Below are 20,116 nucleotides of genomic sequence, written 5' to 3' on the forward strand. Positions count from 1 at the left end.
TTTTTACTGCTAAACTTTTTACTGCTAAAAGTTATTTTTCTCAAAAGTTACTTCCTTCCCGTGCGTGATTACCTATTTTTTCTTGGCGCTAGAAACTGACAAAAAAAGTGGAACTACGTACCACCACAACGTTATTCTAGATATTCAGGCAATATAGTCCCACTTTTCAGTGGCAGTGAAGTTCTTAAAAAAACCAACCGTATGAGTGCAAACCCTTACCCAACAAATTAACCCCCAGATAGCAAATCCAAACAACAACAAAGCCACTAGCGGCTAAAATTGCGGGACGACGTCCTTGCCAACCACGAGTGATCCGGGAGTGAAGATAAGCAGCAAAAACTAACCAAGTAATTAATGCCCAAGTTTCCTTGGGATCCCAACTCCAGTAAGTTCCCCAAGCTTCGTTCGCCCAAACAGCACCAGCAATGATGCCAATAGTCAGCAGGGGAAAACCCAACCCGATAATGCGATAGCTGATGTTGTCTAGAATTTCGGCAAGGCTGAGACGCTGAGGTGAAAGTGGTTCCGCTGTTGCTATTTGAGACTGAGGCACAGTGACTAAATCTAAAACAGCAGTTTTGCCGTTGGTATTGCTTTCAAGACGAACGACTCCGTTATTGTCAGCAGCAACTGCTTGTGTTTGAGAAACTAGTTCACCTGCTTTGCGTAAACGGTAGCCGTTGCTGCGATATCCACCAGTACCTACAGAACTCCCTTGTAATTGGATGTCTTGACCGCGCGTGACAATGAGGAAGGCGATCGCCACCAGCGAACCCACCATCAAAGCCGAGTAACTCAACATCATCACGCTGACGTGCATCATCAGCCAATTGGATTTCAGCGCAGGTACTAGGGGTTCTGCTACTTGCATTTCTGATGGCAAGGTGAGGGTGGCAAAAGCGGTGATCGCCATAGCTACAGGTGCTGTCACGACTCCTACCAAGCGGCTACGACTCGTGTTTTCGGCAATCAGATGGATAGTCGTTATTCCCCAAGTTAAGAAAAATAGAGATTCATACAAATTACTTAAAGGAAAATACCCAGCTTCTAGCCATCTTGCCCCTAGTAGGGTCGCTATGCACAAATTAGCGATCGCCATGCCTGCTGTCCCTACAGTTGCAGGCAAATTTGGAAAAGGCCCCACCCCAATAAACCAGCATTGTGACAAATAGAACTGCAAACGAGGCATTGTCTAGCCAGTTCTGGAGTGCAATTAAATTCATAAATAACGTTATCTCCACTCGATATAGTATTGATTCTGATTGTTACGATCCTATCTGTTTTAAGGGGGTTAGAAATGTTAATGAATCATGAATCGTGAAATTTTCATCATTATTTATCACGACTTACGCAAAAATCGTCAAAAAGCTTAATTTATCCAACCGCCAAGACGAGCCAGCGCCGTGCGGGGGTTCCCCCCGTTGAGGCAACTGGCGTGCCAAGAACGCCAAGGATTAGTACAGTGTGCGTAAGTCCTATTTATTTTGCTGGACTTGATAAAGGGTCTGGTTTTCCAGCTTTTTTAAGTGATACAAAAATATCGTAGCGAGTACTGCGGCTATCACTGACAGCAACTGTTACTCCTGCTGAACGTGTTGCCTCTAACAAAGCTCGTTGATTTGGTACAAAGCTTGCCAAGGGAAAATACTTAGCCGTCCTTTCCACATCTAAGAACAACTGACCATTTGTGGGATTGGGTTCGCTTGGAACTGTATTTTGGAATAAGGCAGTGTTAGCTAAAGTGTTATTCTGTCTAGGAATAACTCTATCATTCACAGGCGCTCCAACCGTTAAGAAAGCTACATCTCCATCCAACCAACCATGAGTGGCTGTTAATGTTCCAAAAGGTCCGAGCCAGTTGACAACAGGTTTCCCATCAACTGTCGTATATTTTACCTGAAACTGGTATTGATTTTTCATGACTTCATCGAGCTGTTTTAGGGCTATTTCAGCACGGGAACGATTGCTTGCCTGTACCATGAAAACCAAAGCTGCACGAAAATTTTCTGGCAAACCTTCTTTGGGAGTATTGGGAATCACAGAAACAGAAAACTCTCCTCCCATCCAGTTCAGCAAATCCTGATCTAAATCGAGGTTTGTCAGAGATTTCACACCCTTTCGCAGTTGTTCTGGCATGACTGGCGAGTACGGATTTCTTTGGGAAGTTAAAACATAGTCTGCCCACAACTGTTGTAAGTTCCCGCCAGACAGCATCATCAAAGTCTCTGCGGGCAAGCGGTTTTGCATTTTCCCGGCTTTGTTTTCCACTGCGAGTACCCGCGGACTGTTAGGATTGAGCCAAGAAACGCTCTTCAAGCGGATTCCTTCTGACTCCAGAGTCATTGTCCCTGCTAAACCTTGGTTATTCTGAAGTTGACTCAAAACTTGAGCAGGTAAAGGACGGTTTGGAGATGCAGTGGCTATTTTAGCAGAGTAAGGCACATTCACGTAGAACTGAGCAAAGGGTCCGGAACGGGCAATTTTTGGGAAATTTTCGGCAAAACCCGCACTTGTCGCTAAGGATGCTTTACCTTTATAGGCGTCAATCGCTTGTTCTGTCGTTTTGGGATTATCGGTGATCACTAGGAAACGCTTATCTAGTAGGGCTGCTGAGAATTTTTCTCCTACTTGTCCTTGAGTTTCTTTGATGGGAATATTTTCATAGGTGCGGTCAATCCATTTGCCATCTTTAACTGCTTTAGGTTGTGCCAAGATGCTGCTGGCTCTTTGTAAATTTTTCACTGGCAGAATCATCACCATCGATTGCTCGTTGGTTGTCGCTTCTCCATCGGTAGCTACAGGTTTTGATGTGGTTTTACTTGCGTTTGGGGCAACAATTGCGATTGTGACTTGATCGCCAACCCAAGGACTGATATCTTTCTGGAAGTCATAGCCATGATTCGTCAAAAAGCGATCGCGCAACTGCACTAAATTTTTATCGAGTAAGCTTTGAGTTTCTTTTGTCCCAAACTCTCGTAATTTCTCCCATTGTCCTGGATCGGTAGTTAGGGAAACTGCAACTAGGGCATTTTGGGGAATAATATTTGCACCTGGTAGTAAATCTCTAGAAGATAGGTTTCCCTGAGTTAATAGCCAGTACGCCGCACTCCCCGCACCAATCAATAACCCAGCGGATGATAGTGTCAGTACCAAAGACGGTTTCTTTCTTTTGCTCATCGAATTAGACACAAGCGGCAGTGCCATTCAAACTAATACCTCATACTTGCGAAATTATCATTACTTGTTGGCAAAGTTAACTAAAAGGTTTCTTGATCTCTAGGGTTCCTGAGTTCTATTGATTTATATCTGTCCTAGAGCGCGCTCACCCTTTAGGGCGTTGGGCTTTGCCCAATCGTACTTCGGTCATTAACCTACCATTATTTTTAAATTTCGCTGCTACTTAGGCGATTTCGGGATTAGGTTGATAATACAGTTAAAATTAAGAACATTTTTCCAGTAGACCATACAATAAATGATTGTGTTGCAAAAACTTCTTGAGAATAAAAGATATGTACCATCGATATCGATGAGGCTTTTTATCATTAAATTTTTTCAGCGTGTTCGATGACTTCTTTACTGTAAAATCAAGGGTATAAAGCTGGAAATCAATGCTCCATAGAATTTTACAGAATCATTCATGACTAAATTATAAGATGACTTCCGTATTCATAACAGTGTAATAACAAATTGGTAACTCTACCCACGACAGAGCAAGCCAGTATTGGTGGGACAGAATATTCACTGACGGAGCAGGATACTCAGGGGATAATGACTAAACCTAAGATTTTCATTGATGGAGAATCGGGAACCACAGGCTTACAGATTTACTCGCGCCTTAATCAACGGGATGATATCGAGTTAGTTAGCATTGAGACATCTAGGCGCAAGGACTCAAATGAGCGAGCAAAACTGGTGAATGCCGTTGACGTTGCCATTCTTTGCCTACCTGATGACGCAGCGCGTGAAGCTGTCAGCTTTGTCAGCAGTACTACGGTTAAAATCCTTGATGCTAGTAGTGTCCATCGAACAGCTCAAGGTTGGGTCTATGGGTTTCCTGAACTTAATTCAGGACAGAGAGAGAAAATTGCCAGCGCCCAGTTTGTCAGTGTTCCGGGTTGTTATCCCACAGGATTTTTGGCTTGTGTCCATCCGTTGATCGCCAAGGGACTCCTTCCCAAACACTTTCCGATTACGGTTAATGCAGTGTCGGGCTACTCTGGTGGCGGAAAGAATCTCATCAAACAGTACCATGCCTTCCACGAGCAGCAAGTCGGAACAACGTCACTTTATCCTTATGGCATCTATGGTCTACAGTTTGGGCATAAGCACGTTAAGGAAATGCATCAGCATTCGGGGTTAGAATCGCCGCCCTTGTTTGTACCAGCAGTAGGGGATTTTGAGCAGGGGATGCTGGTACAAGTGCCTTTACCGCTGTGGATGTTGGATAATCCACCATCAGGTGAAGTCATCCATCAAGCGATCGCTGACTACTACCAAGCTGAAAAATTTGTGCAAGTTGCTCCATACAAAGATTCCACTCTTCTGCGGGATGGTATGTTCTTGGACGCAATGGCAATGAACGGTACCAATATTGTTCAGGTTTTCGTATTTGCTAATGACACCACCCAAGAAGTGCTGTTAGTTGCTCGCCTCGACAACTTGGGTAAAGGTGCATCAGGAGCAGCAGTACAAAACCTAAACCTCATGCTGGGCTTTCCAGAAGAGTTAGGACTGTGCTGAAGAAAAGTTTTTCTAACACCACCAAATTTGGGACTAAACCTTACCATTGCTAGAACTTAGCTGCATGGGTCCTAAATATTTTGTTAAATAAGGCGAAAAAACCTCGTAAATTAACGTCAGCGGCTGCCCATGATGCCAAAACAAGTAGTGACGACCCCAACAAGGTCCAGTTTGATTAAAGCCTGACTCTAGAGCATTCGATTCACCGTAGTAAATCCCCTGAACATCGCGATACAGCTCAGTACGCAGACGAGCTAAACTTGCCCAAATAGGTAATGAACGGTTTTGCAAATACTCATCTACGTGAGAAGCTTCCCACCATGAAGTGGCATACGCCAATCGTTGCCCAGAGGCGGTACGTAACCACACCTGTCGCCGCAGTCGTGGTCCTGGTACTGCTTGGATCAGTTCAGGCGCACTATCCAAGTCTAAGCCAATCAATGACATATCAATTACGTCCACTTCTGTAGGCTCGCCTGTCAACAGTTGTAAGTGCCTTGTTGGGGAACCGTCACCTAAGAGGAGTAATTGCCAAGTCGGTGCCAGCTGAGTGTGTGGCAAACCTTGTTGAATGACTTCTTCCCCGCCTTGCCAAATCGGACTCAGGCGATGCCATCCCGTAGGTAATGTTAAGTTGTTTGTCGGCGTAAAAGTCGCAGTCAAGGTTCTTTACAAAACTTCATTTATCTCTATAAAAGCACAAGTGAAGCTCTGAGTGCGAAAGAAAGTTCTAAGCGCTAAGTCCTAAGCCCTAAGTGACACACAATTTCATGTGAGTCATCTTGCCTGAATTTGTGAAATCCTACTGATTACTTGGTACTTAGGACTCATCACTAAAAAATGCGGATGGCGAGACTCGAACTCGCAAGGCAAAGCCACACGCCCCTCAAACGTGCGCGTATACCAATTCCGCCACATCCGCAAGGTTTCCCTGAATATAAAATATAGCATAACAGAAAGAATTATAGTAACTGATACCCAAGTTACAGAAAAATTAAGTGCAGGAATTCACAAATATTTCAGATGGGTATACTCGACGGACACAAATCTAGTAGCTGCACACGTGATATTAAAAAGGGGTATAGCCAATTTCCTTTGCACCCGCGAATCGCACCTGCAAAGGAAATTAGGTCTATCGTGAAGCGCACCGTATGCATGAAAATGCCAAAGTCGGGAAACTAACTCCGGACTAGCAACATTGCTGCTGCTAGTGTAGTTAATACCTGTAGAGGCAAGCAGCGAAATCCTTCCTTATATTTAGGAAGAGTGTTGGGATCCGGTCAGAATTTGAAATGAGGCTCTGCGTAATTTCAATTTTGACGGTAGAAAATGTCAATCTACTGGACTGATATCAAAGCTAGAAGATGAAGTTTGACAAAATATTAATTGCTAATAGGGGAGAAATCGCGCTTCGCATTCTCCGCGCCTGTGAAGAAATGGGGATTGCAACGGTTGCGGTACATTCCACCGTTGACCGTAATGCTCTGCACGTCCAACTTGCCGATGAAGCGGTTTGCATTGGCGAAGCTGCTAGCAGTAAAAGTTATTTGAATATTCCCAATATTATTGCAGCGGCATTGACACGTAATGCCAGCGCCATTCATCCTGGGTATGGCTTTTTGGCAGAAAATGCTCGGTTTGCAGAAATCTGTGCTGACCATCATATTGCTTTTATTGGTCCATCTCCGGAAGCCATTCGGCTGATGGGCGATAAATCTACGGCAAAAGAAACCATGCAAAAAGCTGGGGTTCCCACCGTACCAGGTAGCGATGGGTTGGTAGAATCAGAGCAAGAAGGTTTGGCGATCGCCCAAAAAATTGGCTACCCAGTGATGGTTAAAGCCACAGCTGGCGGTGGCGGGCGGGGTATGCGCTTAGTACATTCTGAAAACGAGTTCGTCAAATCCTTCCAAGCGGCTCAAGGTGAAGCGGGAGCTGCATTTGGTAATTCTGGGGTTTATCTGGAAAAATTTATTGAGCGTCCCCGCCATATCGAATTTCAAATCTTGGCTGATAACTACGGAAACGTCATCCACCTAGGGGAACGGGATTGTTCTATTCAACGCCGCAACCAGAAACTTCTAGAAGAAGCCCCTAGCCCGGCTTTAGACCCAGACTTGCGAGAGAAAATGGGACAAGCTGCCGTCAAAGCAGCCCAATTTATCAACTACAGTGGGGCAGGTACCATTGAGTTTCTCTTGGATAAATCCGGTCAATTCTACTTTATGGAAATGAACACCCGGATTCAAGTCGAGCATCCCGTGACGGAGATGATTACTGGGATAGATTTGGTTGCTGAACAAATCCTGATTGCCCAAGGGGAAAAACTCAAGCTGACACAAGACCAAGTGGTTTTGCGAGGTCATGCTATTGAATGCCGTATTAATGCGGAAGATCCTGACAATGACTTTCGACCCTCAGCTGGACGTATCAGTGGTTATCTCCCCCCTGGAGGTCCTGGAGTCCGCATCGACTCCCATGTTTACACCGATTACCAAATTCCGCCTTACTACGACTCACTCATCGGTAAGTTAATAGTTTGGGGACCAGACCGCGCCACTGCTATTAACCGCATGAAACGAGCACTGCGAGAATGTGCCATCACGGGACTACCCACGACTATTGGATTTCATCAAAAGATTATGGAACACCCGCAGTTTTTGCAGGGTAAAGTCTACACTAATTTCGTACAGGAGATGAAAACTCTAGTGCAGTAGCATCGGGGATTAGGGACTGAGAACTAAGCAATACTCTTGCTCATCCCCAATCCCTAATTTCTAAATTCTACTAAACACGAGACAGCATGGTCAGCAGTCCTTGCTGACCTAGGAGAATTTCCCGTAAAAGACTGAAGATACCAACCCAAATGATTGGGGTAATGTCCACCCCGCCTATAGGTGGTACTATCTTTCGCAACGGCACTAGAAACGGTTCAGTAGGCCAAGCTACGAGATTAAAAGGCAAACGATTCAAATCAACTTGGGGATACCAAGTTAAAATAATCCGGAAAATAAACAAAAATGTCATCAGTCCCAACACTGGACCGAGAATCCAAGCGGCAACGTTAGCACCAGTCATGATATCAGCTTGACTTTCTGTGTGAATAAAGCAGACAGAGAATAAAATTTAAGCTTTGTAAAGCCTTTCTCTAATTGTAACCAAAGCCTGCTACACAAAAGAGAATAGGGAATAGTGGTTGCCAGTTGTTAGTTGTTTCGTTGTTTCGTTATCAAAGTAGCACTAACCCTGAACCACTACCCACTGCCATAAATGGCTTCTCAAGGGTCGAATAGACCATTAGAATTGTAATAAACTATGTAAAAAAAGGTTGAAATCTATGACGCCCTCTTTATCTAATTTTCTTTGGAGTCTGGTTTGGGGAACAGCAATTGTCGTTATCCCCGCAACAGTAGGATTGATTTTTGTCAGCCAGAAAGATAAAATCCAACGTTAATAAGAGTTGTGTAGAGAAGCGCTGTTTGCAGCTTCTCTACTCCTCAAACTCGGTTTGTGTCACTGAATTGCAATGGTTGCTGACTCTGAGCAATTCTTCACAGAAGCATATTTATACTAAAGCGACACACAGGCTTGTTAGCTTTAGGTCATAATGTAAAGACGCGTAAGTGTTGCTCAACTCTCATGAAAAGCTGCCCTACGGGCGTCTAGGTGGAGTTAGGCAACTTCGCGTCTTTAAAGTATATTGTGTCTGATTACAGTAGAGATTTAAATTCTAACTCGCTAACATAGATTCTAATATTGGGTAAACAACAATGCTAATATTTGGGCTGAACTCAGCCAGTGTTCTGGCTCAGGTAAATTTTGGGGCAAACTCAGCCAGTATCCTAGGAATTTTCTTGGCTGTGGCTGGGGCAGCACTCTATTTTCTCCGAACTGTGCGTCCAGAACTCTCACGCGATCAAGATATCTTTTTTGCCGCTGTGGGCTTACTGTGCGGCTTCATTCTCGTGTTCCAAGGTTGGCGTCTTGACCCAATTCTACAATTTGGTCAGTTGCTTTTGGCAGGCTCAACTATATTTTTTGCGGTTGAAAGTATTCGTCTGCGCGGTATAGCCACTCAGCAAGCCAAGCGCAACACGCCTATTGTGGATGATGAACGAGAGGTTAGTGACAACTATAGGTATAACAAGAAGTACAAGGCACAGGTAGACGCTGAGTTAGAACCACTGCCTTATGATGATGATTACGATGAGCGCCCGGTACGTGGTCGAATTTCTGGTAGCAGGGATAACCGTTCATCTCGGGATGATTACTACGAAGATGAACCCCCGCGTCGTCCAGAACGTCGCAATGGTAGCGAAAGGCTGACAACAAGCGACAAAACTGACAAACCCCGTCGCCGTACTTCTGGGCGTTCTGTCCGTCCTTCTGAAAGTTTTGAAGATGAAAATTGGGGTGCTTCCACCAAACCAGTTGATGAGTGGGATAGCTCAACTACCGAAGAAAGACGACCTTCACGTCGTGGGAATAATGGACCAGTGCGTCCGGAAACGCGCGATGAGGATGTTACTCCTAGACCAAGAAGACGGCGTCCACCCACTGAATCAACTCCAAGAAAAGAGCGCGACGATGATGAGGTGATTTCTACTGAATATGTAGACTACAAACCATTAGACCGCTCAGAGCGTTCGGGTAAGGATCAAGATAGTTCATCAAATTTTGATGATGATTTGTAAATAAGCTGAGGTGGAGGAGGCGAAAGCGGCGACGGAAAAAGTTAAGGTGAAAAAAATTACACCTAGTTTTTGGCTCCAAAGACAAATTCCTTGGGGTCTCAGTTTTACATTGGCAAGTTTACTTGTATCTTGTAGCTACAGCGATATCCCAATTGGACCTACTTCCCTCAACAGCCGCTACACTGAGCAGCAACCAGCCTTGAGTGGGAATGGTCGTTTTTTAGCGTTTGTATCTAATCGCAATGGTAGTCAAGTGCTACTGTATGACTTGGAACAGCAGCAGTTTATTGCGACACCTGGCTTAAACCGACCAGAGACAATTGCCGAAAGTCCTAGCCTCAGCTATACCGGACGTTACATTGCTTATATCACCAGCGACCAAGGTAGACCAGTTGTGGCGCTTTACGATCGCGCTACGCAACAGTCACAAATCCTTACCCCGATTTATCCTGCTTGGGTAAGAAATCCCAATATTAGCCCAAATGGACGTTATGTTGTTTTTGAAACTGCTAGCCGTGGTCAGTGGGATATTGAACTTCTAGACCGGGGACCGAATATTGAGTTAGATATTGCCAACGGCGCAGCAGTGGATGGGCTTCCGTGACGGGGAATGAGGGGATGGGGGAGATGAGAGGAGCAGGGAAGAAGAATAATTTTTGACTCTTGACTCTTGACTAATGACGAAACGCTTTATTTTTCTACCTATATTTGCCTTGGCTAGTTTGTTAGGTGGCTGTGCTGGCTACCCGCGCCTAGTCAATTATGGATATGATCCGGGGGGTCTGAGTCTGAATAGTTCGGCTTCGGAATTAGATCCCCAAATTTCAAGAAGATATATTGTTTTTGCGAGTGATCGACGAGGGAGCCAAGATATCTATATGTTTGATACGGTCACTCGTACTTTGGTAGATTTGCCTGGTTTAAATTCCTTTGATACTGTTGCTTCTCATCCTGCTGTTTCTGAAAATGGTCGTTTTATTGTGTTTGTTGGTAGTCGTCAGGGTCGCTCAGCTATTTTCCTTTACGACAAAGAAACACGTCAATTAAGGAATTTGACTGCCAACCTGCAAGCAGAAGTTCGTAATCCAACAATTAGTGCTGATGGCAGTAGGATTGCTTTTGAGTCTAGCGTGAATGGGCAATGGGATATTTTCATTTATAACCGTTCTGGACAACCGCTGAATGTGCCTCAAGACCCCCGTTGAGGGAGATGAAGGCAATACGGTTCGGATAAGACTTGATCCCCGCAACCCCCTTCTTAAGGGTGGCTAATTTCCCCCCCTTTACTAAGGGGGGTTAGGGGGGATCTTTGAGGAATGAACATGGGGTACCCGTACGGTATTGGGAGTGGGGGAAGATAAGGAGAATGAGGAGGGAGTGCGTTGCGGAGCCAGCACGCTCAGACGGAGAAGCCATTGCAGGTGACTGGCGTTGGGGTTCCCCGGACGGTGCAAACTACCGTGGGAATGAGGGAGAAATTCCCGGCTCTTGAGCTCTCCTGGTTTCCTCAATACTCACTTTGTGTCTGTACCTTATTCCTAGACTTTATTCTCTTGTTGCTGAACGGCTTCAATGAGCGATCGCACTTGTTGAGTTCCTTGTGAAGGTTCAAACGAAAGTGGGAATTTACTTCGGGCTAGCATTCGCAACCCAAGGGGAACAATACTGAGCAATCCTTTGAGGTCTTTAAAGTAGTTTCCAACGACTTGTAAGCCAAATTGACGCTCATCAATCCAGCCGCCTTCTTTGACTAAGTCTATTAATACTTTGCGATGGCGAATTGAACGGCTGTCGCTTGCTTGTTTGCGATCAAGAATTTCCTGCTTGATTTTGGTGATTTGCTCTAGTGGGGCAACACCCATTGGACATACAGAATTACAGTAAAAACAACGGGTACAACCCCAAACTCCTTTTGTGCCTTCGTTATATTCTTCTAAACGACTTTCGGTTTGGCTATCACGAGAGTCTGCTACCATGCGGTAAGCTTTGGCAAGGGCGTGGGGACCAACAAAGTCTGGGTCAACTTCACGAGCATTGCACTCAGAGTAACAAGCTCCACACATGATACAGTTACCACTTTCATCAAGGCGCGATCGCTCTTGGGGTGTTTGTAAAAATTCCCTTTCTGGGACGCTACGCCCTGCTGTACTCACATAAGGAGCAACCCTCTCAAGATTGTTCCAAAAACTGCTCATATCCACGACTAAATCTTTGACCACAGGCATATTGCCCATTGGTGCGATCGTTATTTCTGGAATGGCATTTGCATGACCTCCCGTTATTTCGGTCTGTTGTAATTTGGCAATTTCACTGCCAACATTTTCCTTACAAGCCAAAGCTGAACGCCCATTGATTCGCATGGCGCAGCTACCACAAATTGTGTTGCGGCAATTTTTGCGAAACGCCAATGTTCCATCTTGCTCCCACTTAATACGATTGAGACAATCCAGAATTGTATTCCCTGCTTCAGTATCCAAAACGTAAGTTTGCACAACCGGGGAGGAATTTTGTTGCTGTCGTATGACCTTAAAAAGAACTTCCATTGTTACCTACCAAAGTCTTGAAATTGCTATACGTATCTATAAAATTATTCCCACACATCGGTAGCTCACCAACAAGTGAGCTATATTCTTGCTGCCCTTAATTTAAAGGTAGCTGTTAATAGGCTGATGATTAAACGACTCATTCTACTTTAAGGATAATCATGAAAATCTGAGTTGTATCACCACCTAATGGGTTTGACAGCAAATGTGTCAACACACTCAGCAAAAAAAAGTAATCGCTGCTTGACAATTCATTCATGTGTTTGGGTTCATGGAGAAGGCGAGTAAGAGAGAGGGACAGGGAAAATGGCGCTTAAGTTCATCATTTAACTGAAAATCTCCAAATTGAATGCTCCTTAGGTTATAACTGTATCTTGATGTCAATACGAGTGAAAGACCCACTTATTGAAAAAATCGCGTATGGCAGTCGTGAAGCGCCAATTTTTTGGTTATATAGAATTGTTAAAGCTCTTAATGAACATCTTGACCTCTTAATCAAGAAACTCTTGGTTGTAACTCACTCCTTAAAACTGGTTGTCTAAATTAAATGAATTTTTATAAAATCCCGACGGTAATACTCATCCCAAGGATAGGGATTTACATAAAAGTGTATCAGCAACTTTAATTCTAAATTAAACAGCAATTTTGCTATTATTAAACCATGCTACTATTTAATATAAAATTATGAGGCAACAAAACCAGTATCAATCGCCGTGTAAGGGCGGCTGTTACTGCTTTGTTTCTTTGTAAGAAAGTAGAGACAAGAAATTTCTGGTTTCTACTGGCAGGATAAAAGGTTGTATATCGGCACAACCTTATGAAAATACTATGCTGTCTTATGCTTCTTGAGTATCAGTGGGCAAAACCACACGACTCAAGGTTAATAAAGACAGAGCTAGGAAAGTAAAAAGCCTGCAATTTGTTGAGTCTACGACTTGTTTCTAGTGGTAGAACTTAACGGCACAAAAGCGGGATGAAAATCCTCTGCACGTTTTGCCTCCGCCATTTGTAAAGGTTGCTCAAAGTTGTACCACTCTGTAGTGCCAAAAAAGAGAATTATCTCATTTCAGATGGCAAATAATGGTTAAAAATGCCGTAAAATTAGCAAAATTAATGCCTGTGACAACTAGACCTTAATCTATTGTGGGCAACCATAAGAGATTCTCTTGTGGCTGTAGTGTATGGAGGAATTAGCCCTTCATTTTAGGGTCTTAGGTAACTTTTTGCAAATGTCAAGAAGCCAATAATTGCCAAAAGACAGCTTGTTTATTAGTTTGGAGAAAGTGAGGATATTTGAAGCGTAATGACTGAAACTGCCACCGCACCATTAACTGGAAAAGCACTGCTAGCTAAAGTAAAAGAACTTTCTACTTTACCACGCCGAGAAAGAGCGAAGCAGTGTGGTTACTATACAGTTACTAAAAATAACCAAGTTCGTGTCAATCTTACTGATTTTTATGATGCTTTGCTGTCGGCTAGAGGAATTCCTCTCAGTCCAGAAGCACCTAAAGATGGTCGTGGACGCGAACCGACTTACAGGGTAAGCGTACATCAAAACGGTCAAATTGTTATTGGCGCGACTTACACCAAAGCTATGGGCTTAAAGCCGGGTGATGAGTTTGAAATTAAGCTGGGATACAAGCATATTCATTTAATTCAAGTTGATAGTGATAAAAAGCTACTCCAGCATGATGAAGATGCAGAAATTTATGAGGATGAAGACCTCGAAGACGACGAAGACTTAGAAGACGAAGACGAAGAAGACGACGAGTAAAGTTTTCTTATAGTAGAGACAAGTTTAAGGCAAAAGTTTTATCACTTGTCTCTACAGCTACATAGAAAGCTTTAAAATTTGTTGCAACTTAAAAATACGATCAGACTTCTTGCAGAATTTAAGCACTTTGGCAAAGGCTTGATTGAAAATAAAGAAAAGTGATTCATAAATCATACTTGAGGCAGTTGCAAAAGCAGGATAGCATTGCTATTCCTGTTTGAAAACTGCTCTAAATCAAGAAAGCTTTTCTCTTGCCAAGCCAAAAATTATTATGCAAGAAGTGTATCGTGTTTTTTTCGCTGATTTTATAGCGTTATTTCAGCTATCACCCGACTTGTTACTGTCATCTTTAAAAGATGCACCAGTATTGTTTGTTGTGATAGCTTTTTTTATTGTTTGGGTGGGTTGCTGGTTGCCTATAGCAGCACTCATAGCATTTGCCTTTAAGTGGCAACTCTCTAAAGGTTTGCAACCAGAACAAAAGTTACCTTTAGTCGTATCTCTCTACCTGTTAGCACCTTTTGTTTTATGGGGAGCTAGTTGGCTAACCGATACACCTTTCTCAGATTACGGCTTTATTAGTAACATTTCAACTCTATATTCTTTGGGATTCGGTTTAGCTTTGGGAGTGTTGAGTATAGCAGTGGTATTTTCTGGGCAATTGTGGCTGGGATGGTGCTGTTTTCAATGGTCCAATTTCAAGCTTGTGCGAGGTGTGTTGTTACCTATTTTATTAGTGGCGTTATTTGTAGGTGGTATTGAAGAGTTAGTTTTTCGGGGTTTTCTGTTTACTGAACTCAATAAGGATAACTCTGTTTGGGTAGCAGCGCTCATTTCTAGCTTGATTTTTGCGTTGCTACATTTGGTTTGGGAGCAAAGAGAAACGACACCACAATTACCTGGGCTCTGGTTCATGGGAATGGTGTTAGTCCTAGCACGGTTTGTCGATGGGGGGAGTCTAGGCTTAGCTTGGGGACTGCATGCTGGATGGGTGTGGGCGATCGCCACTTTAGACACAGCACAGCTGATTGATTACACAGGTAAGGTTTCGGACTGGGTGACAGGTAAGAATAAAAAACCTCTTGCTGGTGTAGCTGGAATTGTTTGTTTACTGTTCACTGTGGGGATTTTTTGGGTTTTTTCTGGGAATATTTAATGCGCGCTCATGGACAAAGGCGCAAAAAATCAGTAGTCAGGGCTTGGATGGGGCTATTGATGTGTTGCGGAGACGCTTAAGCCATGCAAAATAAGAATATGGCATATTTTAGTAACACGTAACTTTGAACTAAAGTTTGGGCTAACAGCTAAAGTCAGTTTCAACTGGCTAAAAATGAGAAGTACTAAAAACAGATGGCATACAGTGATTTTACTCTCGCCAAAGCTAAAAATACATACAGCTTAACTCTGAACGAAACTCGCAATTTATTTCGGGATGTAGCAGCGGTGCAGCCATCTGACTTGCTGACAGGTTTGCTAGATGAAAACTTACCCTTAGCAACTGCCATCAATACTGAAAAAGCCCGTTCCGAGTTCCTCATTGCTCCCATCCTGTCTGAGGTCAGACGACAGCTGGATTATCGAATCAGCTTATTTTCTGGCACAGAGTTTAATGTTGATCCAGCTCAAGGTCTCTTTGGTTTTTGTGACTTTATCCTTAGTGCATCTGATGAGCAGTACTTTATCAGCGCTCCAGTAGTCACAGTGGTTGAGGCAAAAAATGAGAATATTATAGCAGGGCTAGGGCAATGCGCTGCCACAATGCTTGCTGCTCAGATTTTTAATCAAAGGGCAGGAAATGATATTGAAGTTATCTATGGAGCTGTTACGACTGGAACCAACTGGAAGTTCTTGATTTTAGAACAAAGTACTGTCTGTATCGATTCTATTGAATATTACATTAAGGAAGTTGATAAGATTTTAGGAATTTTCTTGCAACCCTTTCAACGTTCTTTGTCTAAAGCCCTAGTTTAGAGAAGCACATGAAGCCAGAAGTTGCCACTGGCTGTATTAAAGCTTTTGGAGAACGTTTTGGACAAGCCCCAAGTTGCGATCGCGGAGCGCGCCCTACGCCCCAAAGCAAGCGAGTCATTCAATGCTTTGCCGAACTTTTCCACTCAGTCCGGCAACCCCATCCAAGCCGATGCTAACAACATGAACTCTAGCCATACTTGTTCAGTAGTCATGTGTCCAATGCTCATGACAAATGACTCCTGACTCATGACTATCCACCAAAACCAGGAACCAGGCGCTTGAGCGCCCGACCAGTGACTTCGCTGTAGCGCAGTTCACCACATAAAAGTTTGCCCATAATTTGGACAGATGAGGGACGCTTCACACCCACTTTATATCCAATACCTGGGAAGCGGTAAAACGCCCCAGCCAATTTCTGCGCCCAAGCCATATCACTACCCCATTGTTCGTTAATGGTGTCAGAGTATTTTTCCAAGGCGTTGATATCACCACCCAAGGCTTGGTCGATCGCTTCTGCGGCTTTCATACCGCTAAAAATTGAGGGGCGAATACCTTCTGCTGTGAAGGGGTCAACGACACAAGCAGCTTCCCCAGCTAAAACTGCATTTTCAGTGTGCAGCTTTTGATTGCCATTCCACAAGCACAAGGCATGTCCATACTGCTTGCAGATTTTGATATCCACACCAAACAAGCTGCCATACTCGTTCAAAATGCTCTTGAAATCTTGGGCTTCACCACCGCCCAGAAATCTGCCAATTCCAATAGAATATCCATCTGCTTTAGGAAAGTTCCACAGATACCCGTTTTTGATCATGCCAAACTCAAAGTGGGCAATGTGTCCGTTCTCCACTTTGGCTGATGCTTCTGCTTCTAAGGCTGCTGCTAGAAGGCGTTTGCGGTCTTTGAAGCCTAGGAATTTTGCCATTGGTCCTTTTGCACCATCAGCAGCGATTAAGTAACGTCCACTGACAGATCCGTTTGCTGTATTGACTTGCCAAGAGTCACCTTTAAATTCAATACCTGTAACTGCTGTATTATCTTTAAGTTCAGCGCCTTGCTTTTGCGCTTGCTGAATCAGGAAATGGTCAAATACATCGCGCCTAACCATCCAAACTGGTTCAGGAGTTTTTAGTTCAGCTTCCACAGGTTCGCCCATGTTCCAGGTACAGCGAATTGTGTCTGCTGTGCTTGAAATTGCAGGGCTAAAGTCAAAGTCAAACCATTGGGCGATCGCTGGCGACACTCCACCTCCACAGGGTTTATATCTTGGTAGGGTTTCTTTTTCCAGGACTAATACTGAACGTCCCCGCTTGGCTAAATGATATGCGGCTGTTCCACCAGCTGGTCCCGCGCCGACGATAATACAGTCATACATATGGCTCTTGTCTTTGCTCCTGTATCTCTTAGTTATCCACTTTCTGTTTTTATTTTCTAAATTGGCAGTCTGACGAGACTTTCATTAATTTTCGTAGTTTGCTGTTAAAAATGGCATCTATCTTGGTTTGACTTGTCTAAACTGAGATCTTGCAGCTGTTGCAACAGTCAGGAGGCTCAGCCTCCAAACGCTCGTTACCAGGTTCAACCTGGTAACGAGATATTAGAGCCTCTGGCTCTTGTTGGGTGCAATATCTGAGTAAATCTTTATTCTTTATAAACTATGCTTTATCCGTAAATCTTACTATGTATACTCACTTTCTTCATTTTTTTTCTTAATTACGGTGGTATTATAGCAGTCCTATTTGATTTTTGAGAAATGAAGTGCAGAGGACAACAGAGGCTACAGTTCAAGGAAGTTAGAGATTTTCACGACTGATTTAAAATTTTATATTATTTTTTATATTAATATCATATGCATAATTGTTGGTGATTTAAACACATTTTTTCCTATTACATAAAATCTCTCTTTTTTATCAACTTATACGAAAATAAATTCATTCGCTTCACTGTTATAGCAATCCTAAATCATAAGCTTTACGGGCTGCCTTCAGTCACGTGAACAACAAGATTCCCGACTTCTTAAAGAAGTCGGGAATCTGAGCATACGCGATTTATGCACTTGCGCAGGCACTTTCACACAAATAAAATAGGATTAATATAACAAATTTCTCACCAATTTTTTATCTTTCTTCATTAACTTTTAGTAAACATTTTGGAAATGAAATGTTTCAGAGTTAATTTTGAAAAAGTTTATATTATGCCACAAGTAGTCAAAAATTAATTTTCTACTTCTACAAAATATTTTGAGGTAGTACATGAGCATTGATTTATATGCTGGAAAAACTATGAGATGCACTGACGCGGTTTCTATTGGACGCGAAGAAGACTAGACGTAGTGACACTGGTGATAACGTCGAGATAACTAGACGAGGTGACAGGGAAAGTCTTCGGTGAAAAATTTCCCCGTATCTCGTATGTCTCCTTGTCGTTGTGTCCTCTTCACCTTATGCTCATGTCTCCTTGTCGTTGAAAACCGCGTCTCCCTGATAAGCATTTTCCCGTGTTCTTTCTAGACGGTTGTGATGTCTTTTTCTTTTTCTGTCAATAATTCGTCTATTCTGGCGGTGTACTTGTTAGTCAATTTTTGCAGTTTGTCTTGCTGATCGCGTGCTTCATCCTCTGAAATTTCGGCATTCTTTTCCAATTTGCGAATTGTATCTAAAGCATCGCGGCGGATGTTGCGAATGGCAACGCGTCCTTCTTCAGCATACTTGGCGGCGATTTTGACTAATTCTTTACGGCGATCGCTCGTCAACTGCGGAATGTTTAGCCGAATTAAGGAACCATCGTTGTTGGGTGTTAAACCCACATCCGACATGGAAATTGCCTTTTCAATCAAGTTTAAAGTATTGCGATCATAAGGCTGAATCAGAATTGTTGTCGAATCTGGCGTACTGATGTTTGCTAGTGATTTTAAGGGCGTTGGCGAACCGTAGTAGTCCACCGTGATTTTATCCAATAAACTCGCATTAGCGCGACCAGTGCGAATCGTGTTAAAAGCGCGTTGAGTCGATTCAACGGTCTTTTGCATCGTACTCTCAGCTTCAGCTAATTTCACAAGAACCTCCCACAAGCGTCCCGATCGATTCTCCCATGACTGCTCGGCGGATGTTACCCCGCACAGTTAAGTCAAATATAAGAATAGGGATATTATTCTCCTTACACAAGGCTATCGCGGTACTGTCCATTACTCGCAAATCTTTTGCCAAAACGTGCCCGTATGTTAAGGTATTGTAACGTTTGGCGTCTGGGTAGATGTGGGGGTCAGCATCATAAACCCCGTCTACCTTAGTGGCTTTAAAAATCACGTCAGCTTCAATTTCTGCTGCTCTCAATGCCGCAGTCGTATCGGTGGTGAAAAAAGGATTTCCAGAACCAGCACCAAAAATAACCACCCGCCCTTTTTCTAAGTGGCGGATGGCACGACGACGAATATACGGTTCGGCGACTTCTTGCATAGAGATGGCGGTTTGTACCCGCGTTTGTACCCCGATTCGTTCCAGCGAATCTTGCAATGTCATAGCATTCATCACCGTGGCAATCATCCCGATGTAGTCAGCGGTTGCTCGATCCATCCCAGCCGACGCCGCCTTGACGCCACGAAAAATATTTCCGCCTCCAACGACGATGGCGATCTGAACGCCTGTTGATACCACCTCTGCTACTTCTTCGGCTATTTCCTTGACCACTTCTGGATCAATTCCATAACCCATATTGCCCATGAGGGCTTCACCACTCACTTTAAGTAAAACCCTTCGGTAATCTGTTCCCATGAAGTTACGCGTTTATCAAAAATTTGTTATTGCCTCCAATTTAAGATAGCAATACAGTGGCATTCTGTCTCTATCTCCATACCAAAGAAGTGCCAATTGATTCAGTCTCGTTGGGATGAATTTCTTGAGCTTTCAACAAATTGGCGATCGCCTTCTCAAGAGCGGAGACGCTGCGTGTTGGCACAAGCCTCCTCCGGACTTACGGCACTGCGCTCCCTTGCAATCGCCTCCTCGCGCAGCGTTCTGCAGGAAAGGCGGGGCTGAGTCCAGAGGACAGGCACTCGCGTTCGCCCATCGCTGTAAAGCGGGAGAAAAGCGCCATCGCAATCATCCAAGCACTGTGTACCATTCTAAGGCTGCGCCCTGCTTGAACGCGAGTGCCTACTTAGGTATGGGTACGAGGAGCAATGCTAGGCTTGTTGATATGCTCTGACTGAGTTGTGCAGTTCCAACGCTAGGAACCAAGCTAGGATATCTACCGTCTAGATTCATAAATTAATAGTCAAATATATAGTCTATATAGTCAAAAATACTTTTTCTGTAACAAGGGTGTGGTTATAAGTAGTTGGTTGTCACAAAAAGACTTCTCTGTCCTCCTTTTGCACAGACACTTTGCAAGGGCGG

At 43.7% G+C, this 20,116-nt stretch carries 18 protein-coding genes, 1 tRNA gene and 1 pseudogene; 11 read left to right on the forward strand and 9 right to left on the reverse strand.

Annotated elements, in window-relative coordinates:
• Positions 1–184: 184 nt before the first annotated feature.
• Positions 185–1,223: pseudogene (gene ccsB, locus V5G28_RS18450) on the reverse strand (c-type cytochrome biogenesis protein CcsB).
• A 256-nt stretch (positions 1,224–1,479) separates the two neighbouring features.
• Positions 1,480–3,204, reverse strand: a complete 1,725-nt coding sequence (locus tag V5G28_RS18455; protein WP_332987311.1) for a DUF3352 domain-containing protein — start codon at positions 3,202–3,204, stop codon at positions 1,480–1,482.
• A gap of 564 nt (positions 3,205–3,768) precedes the next feature.
• Between V5G28_RS18455 and argC the strand changes: the two genes are divergently transcribed.
• Positions 3,769–4,740 (forward strand): N-acetyl-gamma-glutamyl-phosphate reductase, encoded by a 972-nt coding sequence (gene argC / locus V5G28_RS18460; protein ID WP_332987362.1) that lies wholly within the window; start codon positions 3,769–3,771, stop codon positions 4,738–4,740.
• 33 nt (positions 4,741–4,773) lie between these two features.
• Here argC and V5G28_RS18465 read toward each other — a convergent pair whose 3' ends face one another.
• Together V5G28_RS18465 and V5G28_RS18470 are read right to left on the reverse strand one after the other, a co-directional pair.
• Positions 4,774–5,403 carry a chorismate lyase gene (locus V5G28_RS18465; RefSeq protein ID WP_332987312.1) on the reverse strand — a complete coding sequence of 210 codons (630 nt, stop codon included), beginning with the start codon at positions 5,401–5,403 and terminating at the stop codon, positions 4,774–4,776.
• Between the two features lie 178 nt (positions 5,404–5,581).
• A tRNA-Leu gene (locus V5G28_RS18470) sits at positions 5,582–5,662 on the reverse strand.
• A 442-nt stretch (positions 5,663–6,104) separates the two neighbouring features.
• Here V5G28_RS18470 and accC point away from each other — a divergent pair.
• Positions 6,105–7,457, forward strand: a complete 1,353-nt coding sequence (accC, locus tag V5G28_RS18475) for an acetyl-CoA carboxylase biotin carboxylase subunit (RefSeq protein ID WP_332987313.1) — start codon at positions 6,105–6,107, stop codon at positions 7,455–7,457.
• Between the two features lie 70 nt (positions 7,458–7,527).
• On the opposite strand, the gene V5G28_RS18480 is transcribed toward accC, so the two are convergent.
• Positions 7,528–7,818, reverse strand: coding sequence for a YggT family protein (locus V5G28_RS18480; protein ID WP_332987314.1), 291 nt, complete (start codon positions 7,816–7,818; stop codon positions 7,528–7,530).
• Between the two features lie 259 nt (positions 7,819–8,077).
• Here V5G28_RS18480 and psbX point away from each other — a divergent pair, with 259 nt between their 5' ends.
• The 5 genes from psbX to V5G28_RS18505 all read left to right on the forward strand — a co-directional run bounded on the left by psbX (position 8,078) and on the right by V5G28_RS18505 (position 10,926).
• The gene (gene psbX, locus V5G28_RS18485; RefSeq protein ID WP_332987315.1) at positions 8,078–8,194 is read left to right on the forward strand and encodes a photosystem II reaction center X protein; all 117 of its coding nucleotides are present in this window, start codon (positions 8,078–8,080) and stop codon (positions 8,192–8,194) included.
• A 316-nt stretch (positions 8,195–8,510) separates the two neighbouring features.
• Positions 8,511–9,434 carry a Ycf66 family protein gene (locus tag V5G28_RS18490; RefSeq protein ID WP_332987316.1) on the forward strand — a complete coding sequence of 308 codons (924 nt, stop codon included), beginning with the start codon at positions 8,511–8,513 and terminating at the stop codon, positions 9,432–9,434.
• A 46-nt stretch (positions 9,435–9,480) separates the two neighbouring features.
• The gene (locus V5G28_RS18495; RefSeq protein ID WP_332987363.1) at positions 9,481–10,038 is read left to right on the forward strand and encodes a TolB family protein; all 558 of its coding nucleotides are present in this window, start codon (positions 9,481–9,483) and stop codon (positions 10,036–10,038) included.
• 73 nt (positions 10,039–10,111) lie between these two features.
• The gene (locus tag V5G28_RS18500) at positions 10,112–10,639 is read left to right on the forward strand and encodes a TolB family protein (protein WP_096569580.1); all 528 of its coding nucleotides are present in this window, start codon (positions 10,112–10,114) and stop codon (positions 10,637–10,639) included.
• 161 nt (positions 10,640–10,800) lie between these two features.
• Positions 10,801–10,926 carry a hypothetical protein gene (locus V5G28_RS18505; RefSeq protein ID WP_332987317.1) on the forward strand — a complete coding sequence of 42 codons (126 nt, stop codon included), beginning with the start codon at positions 10,801–10,803 and terminating at the stop codon, positions 10,924–10,926.
• Positions 10,927–10,972: 46 nt separating this feature from the next.
• Here V5G28_RS18505 and V5G28_RS18510 read toward each other — a convergent pair whose 3' ends face one another.
• On the reverse strand, positions 10,973–11,977 hold the full coding sequence (locus tag V5G28_RS18510; RefSeq protein WP_332987318.1) for a succinate dehydrogenase/fumarate reductase iron-sulfur subunit: 1,005 nt from the start codon (positions 11,975–11,977) through the stop codon (positions 10,973–10,975).
• Positions 11,978–13,280: 1,303 nt separating this feature from the next.
• Here V5G28_RS18510 and V5G28_RS18515 point away from each other — a divergent pair.
• The 4 genes from V5G28_RS18515 (at position 13,281) to V5G28_RS18530 (ending at position 15,965) form a co-directional block, all read left to right on the forward strand.
• Positions 13,281–13,751: an AbrB family transcriptional regulator gene (locus tag V5G28_RS18515; RefSeq protein WP_332987319.1), complete on the forward strand. Its 471-nt coding sequence runs from the start codon at positions 13,281–13,283 to the stop codon at positions 13,749–13,751.
• Between the two features lie 271 nt (positions 13,752–14,022).
• Positions 14,023–14,907, forward strand: a complete 885-nt coding sequence (locus V5G28_RS18520; RefSeq protein WP_332987364.1) for a CPBP family intramembrane glutamic endopeptidase — start codon at positions 14,023–14,025, stop codon at positions 14,905–14,907.
• Between the two features lie 194 nt (positions 14,908–15,101).
• Entirely contained in the window at positions 15,102–15,722 is a 621-nt protein-coding gene (locus V5G28_RS18525) for a hypothetical protein (RefSeq protein WP_332987320.1), read from the forward strand.
• Between the two features lie 57 nt (positions 15,723–15,779).
• Positions 15,780–15,965, forward strand: coding sequence for a hypothetical protein (locus tag V5G28_RS18530; protein ID WP_336231183.1), 186 nt, complete (start codon positions 15,780–15,782; stop codon positions 15,963–15,965).
• 7 nt (positions 15,966–15,972) lie between these two features.
• On the opposite strand, the gene V5G28_RS18535 is transcribed toward V5G28_RS18530, so the two are convergent.
• The 3 genes from V5G28_RS18535 to pyrH all read right to left on the reverse strand — a co-directional run bounded on the left by V5G28_RS18535 (position 15,973) and on the right by pyrH (position 19,492).
• Positions 15,973–17,097: a geranylgeranyl reductase family protein gene (locus tag V5G28_RS18535; RefSeq protein WP_332987322.1), complete on the reverse strand. Its 1,125-nt coding sequence runs from the start codon at positions 17,095–17,097 to the stop codon at positions 15,973–15,975.
• A gap of 1,131 nt (positions 17,098–18,228) precedes the next feature.
• Positions 18,229–18,777 carry a ribosome recycling factor gene (frr, locus tag V5G28_RS18540; RefSeq protein ID WP_096569608.1) on the reverse strand — a complete coding sequence of 183 codons (549 nt, stop codon included), beginning with the start codon at positions 18,775–18,777 and terminating at the stop codon, positions 18,229–18,231.
• Positions 18,764–19,492, reverse strand: a complete 729-nt coding sequence (pyrH, locus tag V5G28_RS18545; RefSeq protein ID WP_073633634.1) for a UMP kinase — start codon at positions 19,490–19,492, stop codon at positions 18,764–18,766. Before pyrH ends, frr begins: the two co-directional genes overlap by 14 nt.
• Positions 19,493–20,116: the final 624 nt, after the last annotated feature.

Source organism: Scytonema sp. PRP1, assembly GCF_036697665.2.
In the GTDB taxonomy this organism is placed as follows: Bacteria; Cyanobacteriota; Cyanobacteriia; order Cyanobacteriales; family Nostocaceae; genus Kalymmatonema; species Kalymmatonema gypsitolerans.

Excerpts from the sequence above, each read along its gene's own strand:
- V5G28_RS18490 (WP_332987316.1), top strand. The coding sequence starts at position 8,511 with ATGCTAATATTTGGGCTGAACTCAGCCAGTGTTCTGGCTCAGGTAAAT.
- V5G28_RS18520 (WP_332987364.1), top strand. The coding sequence starts at position 14,023 with ATGCAAGAAGTGTATCGTGTTTTTTTCGCTGATTTTATAGCGTTATTT.
- argC (WP_332987362.1), top strand. The coding sequence starts at position 3,769 with ATGACTAAACCTAAGATTTTCATTGATGGAGAATCGGGAACCACAGGC.
- V5G28_RS18505 (WP_332987317.1), top strand. The coding sequence starts at position 10,801 with ATGAGGAGGGAGTGCGTTGCGGAGCCAGCACGCTCAGACGGAGAAGCC.
- V5G28_RS18510 (WP_332987318.1), bottom strand. The coding sequence starts at position 11,977 with ATGGAAGTTCTTTTTAAGGTCATACGACAGCAACAAAATTCCTCCCCG.
- V5G28_RS18515 (WP_332987319.1), top strand. The coding sequence starts at position 13,281 with ATGACTGAAACTGCCACCGCACCATTAACTGGAAAAGCACTGCTAGCT.
- V5G28_RS18455 (WP_332987311.1), bottom strand. The coding sequence starts at position 3,204 with ATGGCACTGCCGCTTGTGTCTAATTCGATGAGCAAAAGAAAGAAACCG.
- accC (WP_332987313.1), top strand. The coding sequence starts at position 6,105 with ATGAAGTTTGACAAAATATTAATTGCTAATAGGGGAGAAATCGCGCTT.
- V5G28_RS18480 (WP_332987314.1), bottom strand. The coding sequence starts at position 7,818 with ATGACTGGTGCTAACGTTGCCGCTTGGATTCTCGGTCCAGTGTTGGGA.
- V5G28_RS18525 (WP_332987320.1), top strand. The coding sequence starts at position 15,102 with ATGGCATACAGTGATTTTACTCTCGCCAAAGCTAAAAATACATACAGC.
- V5G28_RS18535 (WP_332987322.1), bottom strand. The coding sequence starts at position 17,097 with ATGTATGACTGTATTATCGTCGGCGCGGGACCAGCTGGTGGAACAGCC.
- psbX (WP_332987315.1), top strand. The coding sequence starts at position 8,078 with ATGACGCCCTCTTTATCTAATTTTCTTTGGAGTCTGGTTTGGGGAACA.
- pyrH (WP_073633634.1), bottom strand. The coding sequence starts at position 19,492 with ATGGGAACAGATTACCGAAGGGTTTTACTTAAAGTGAGTGGTGAAGCC.
- V5G28_RS18500 (WP_096569580.1), top strand. The coding sequence starts at position 10,112 with ATGACGAAACGCTTTATTTTTCTACCTATATTTGCCTTGGCTAGTTTG.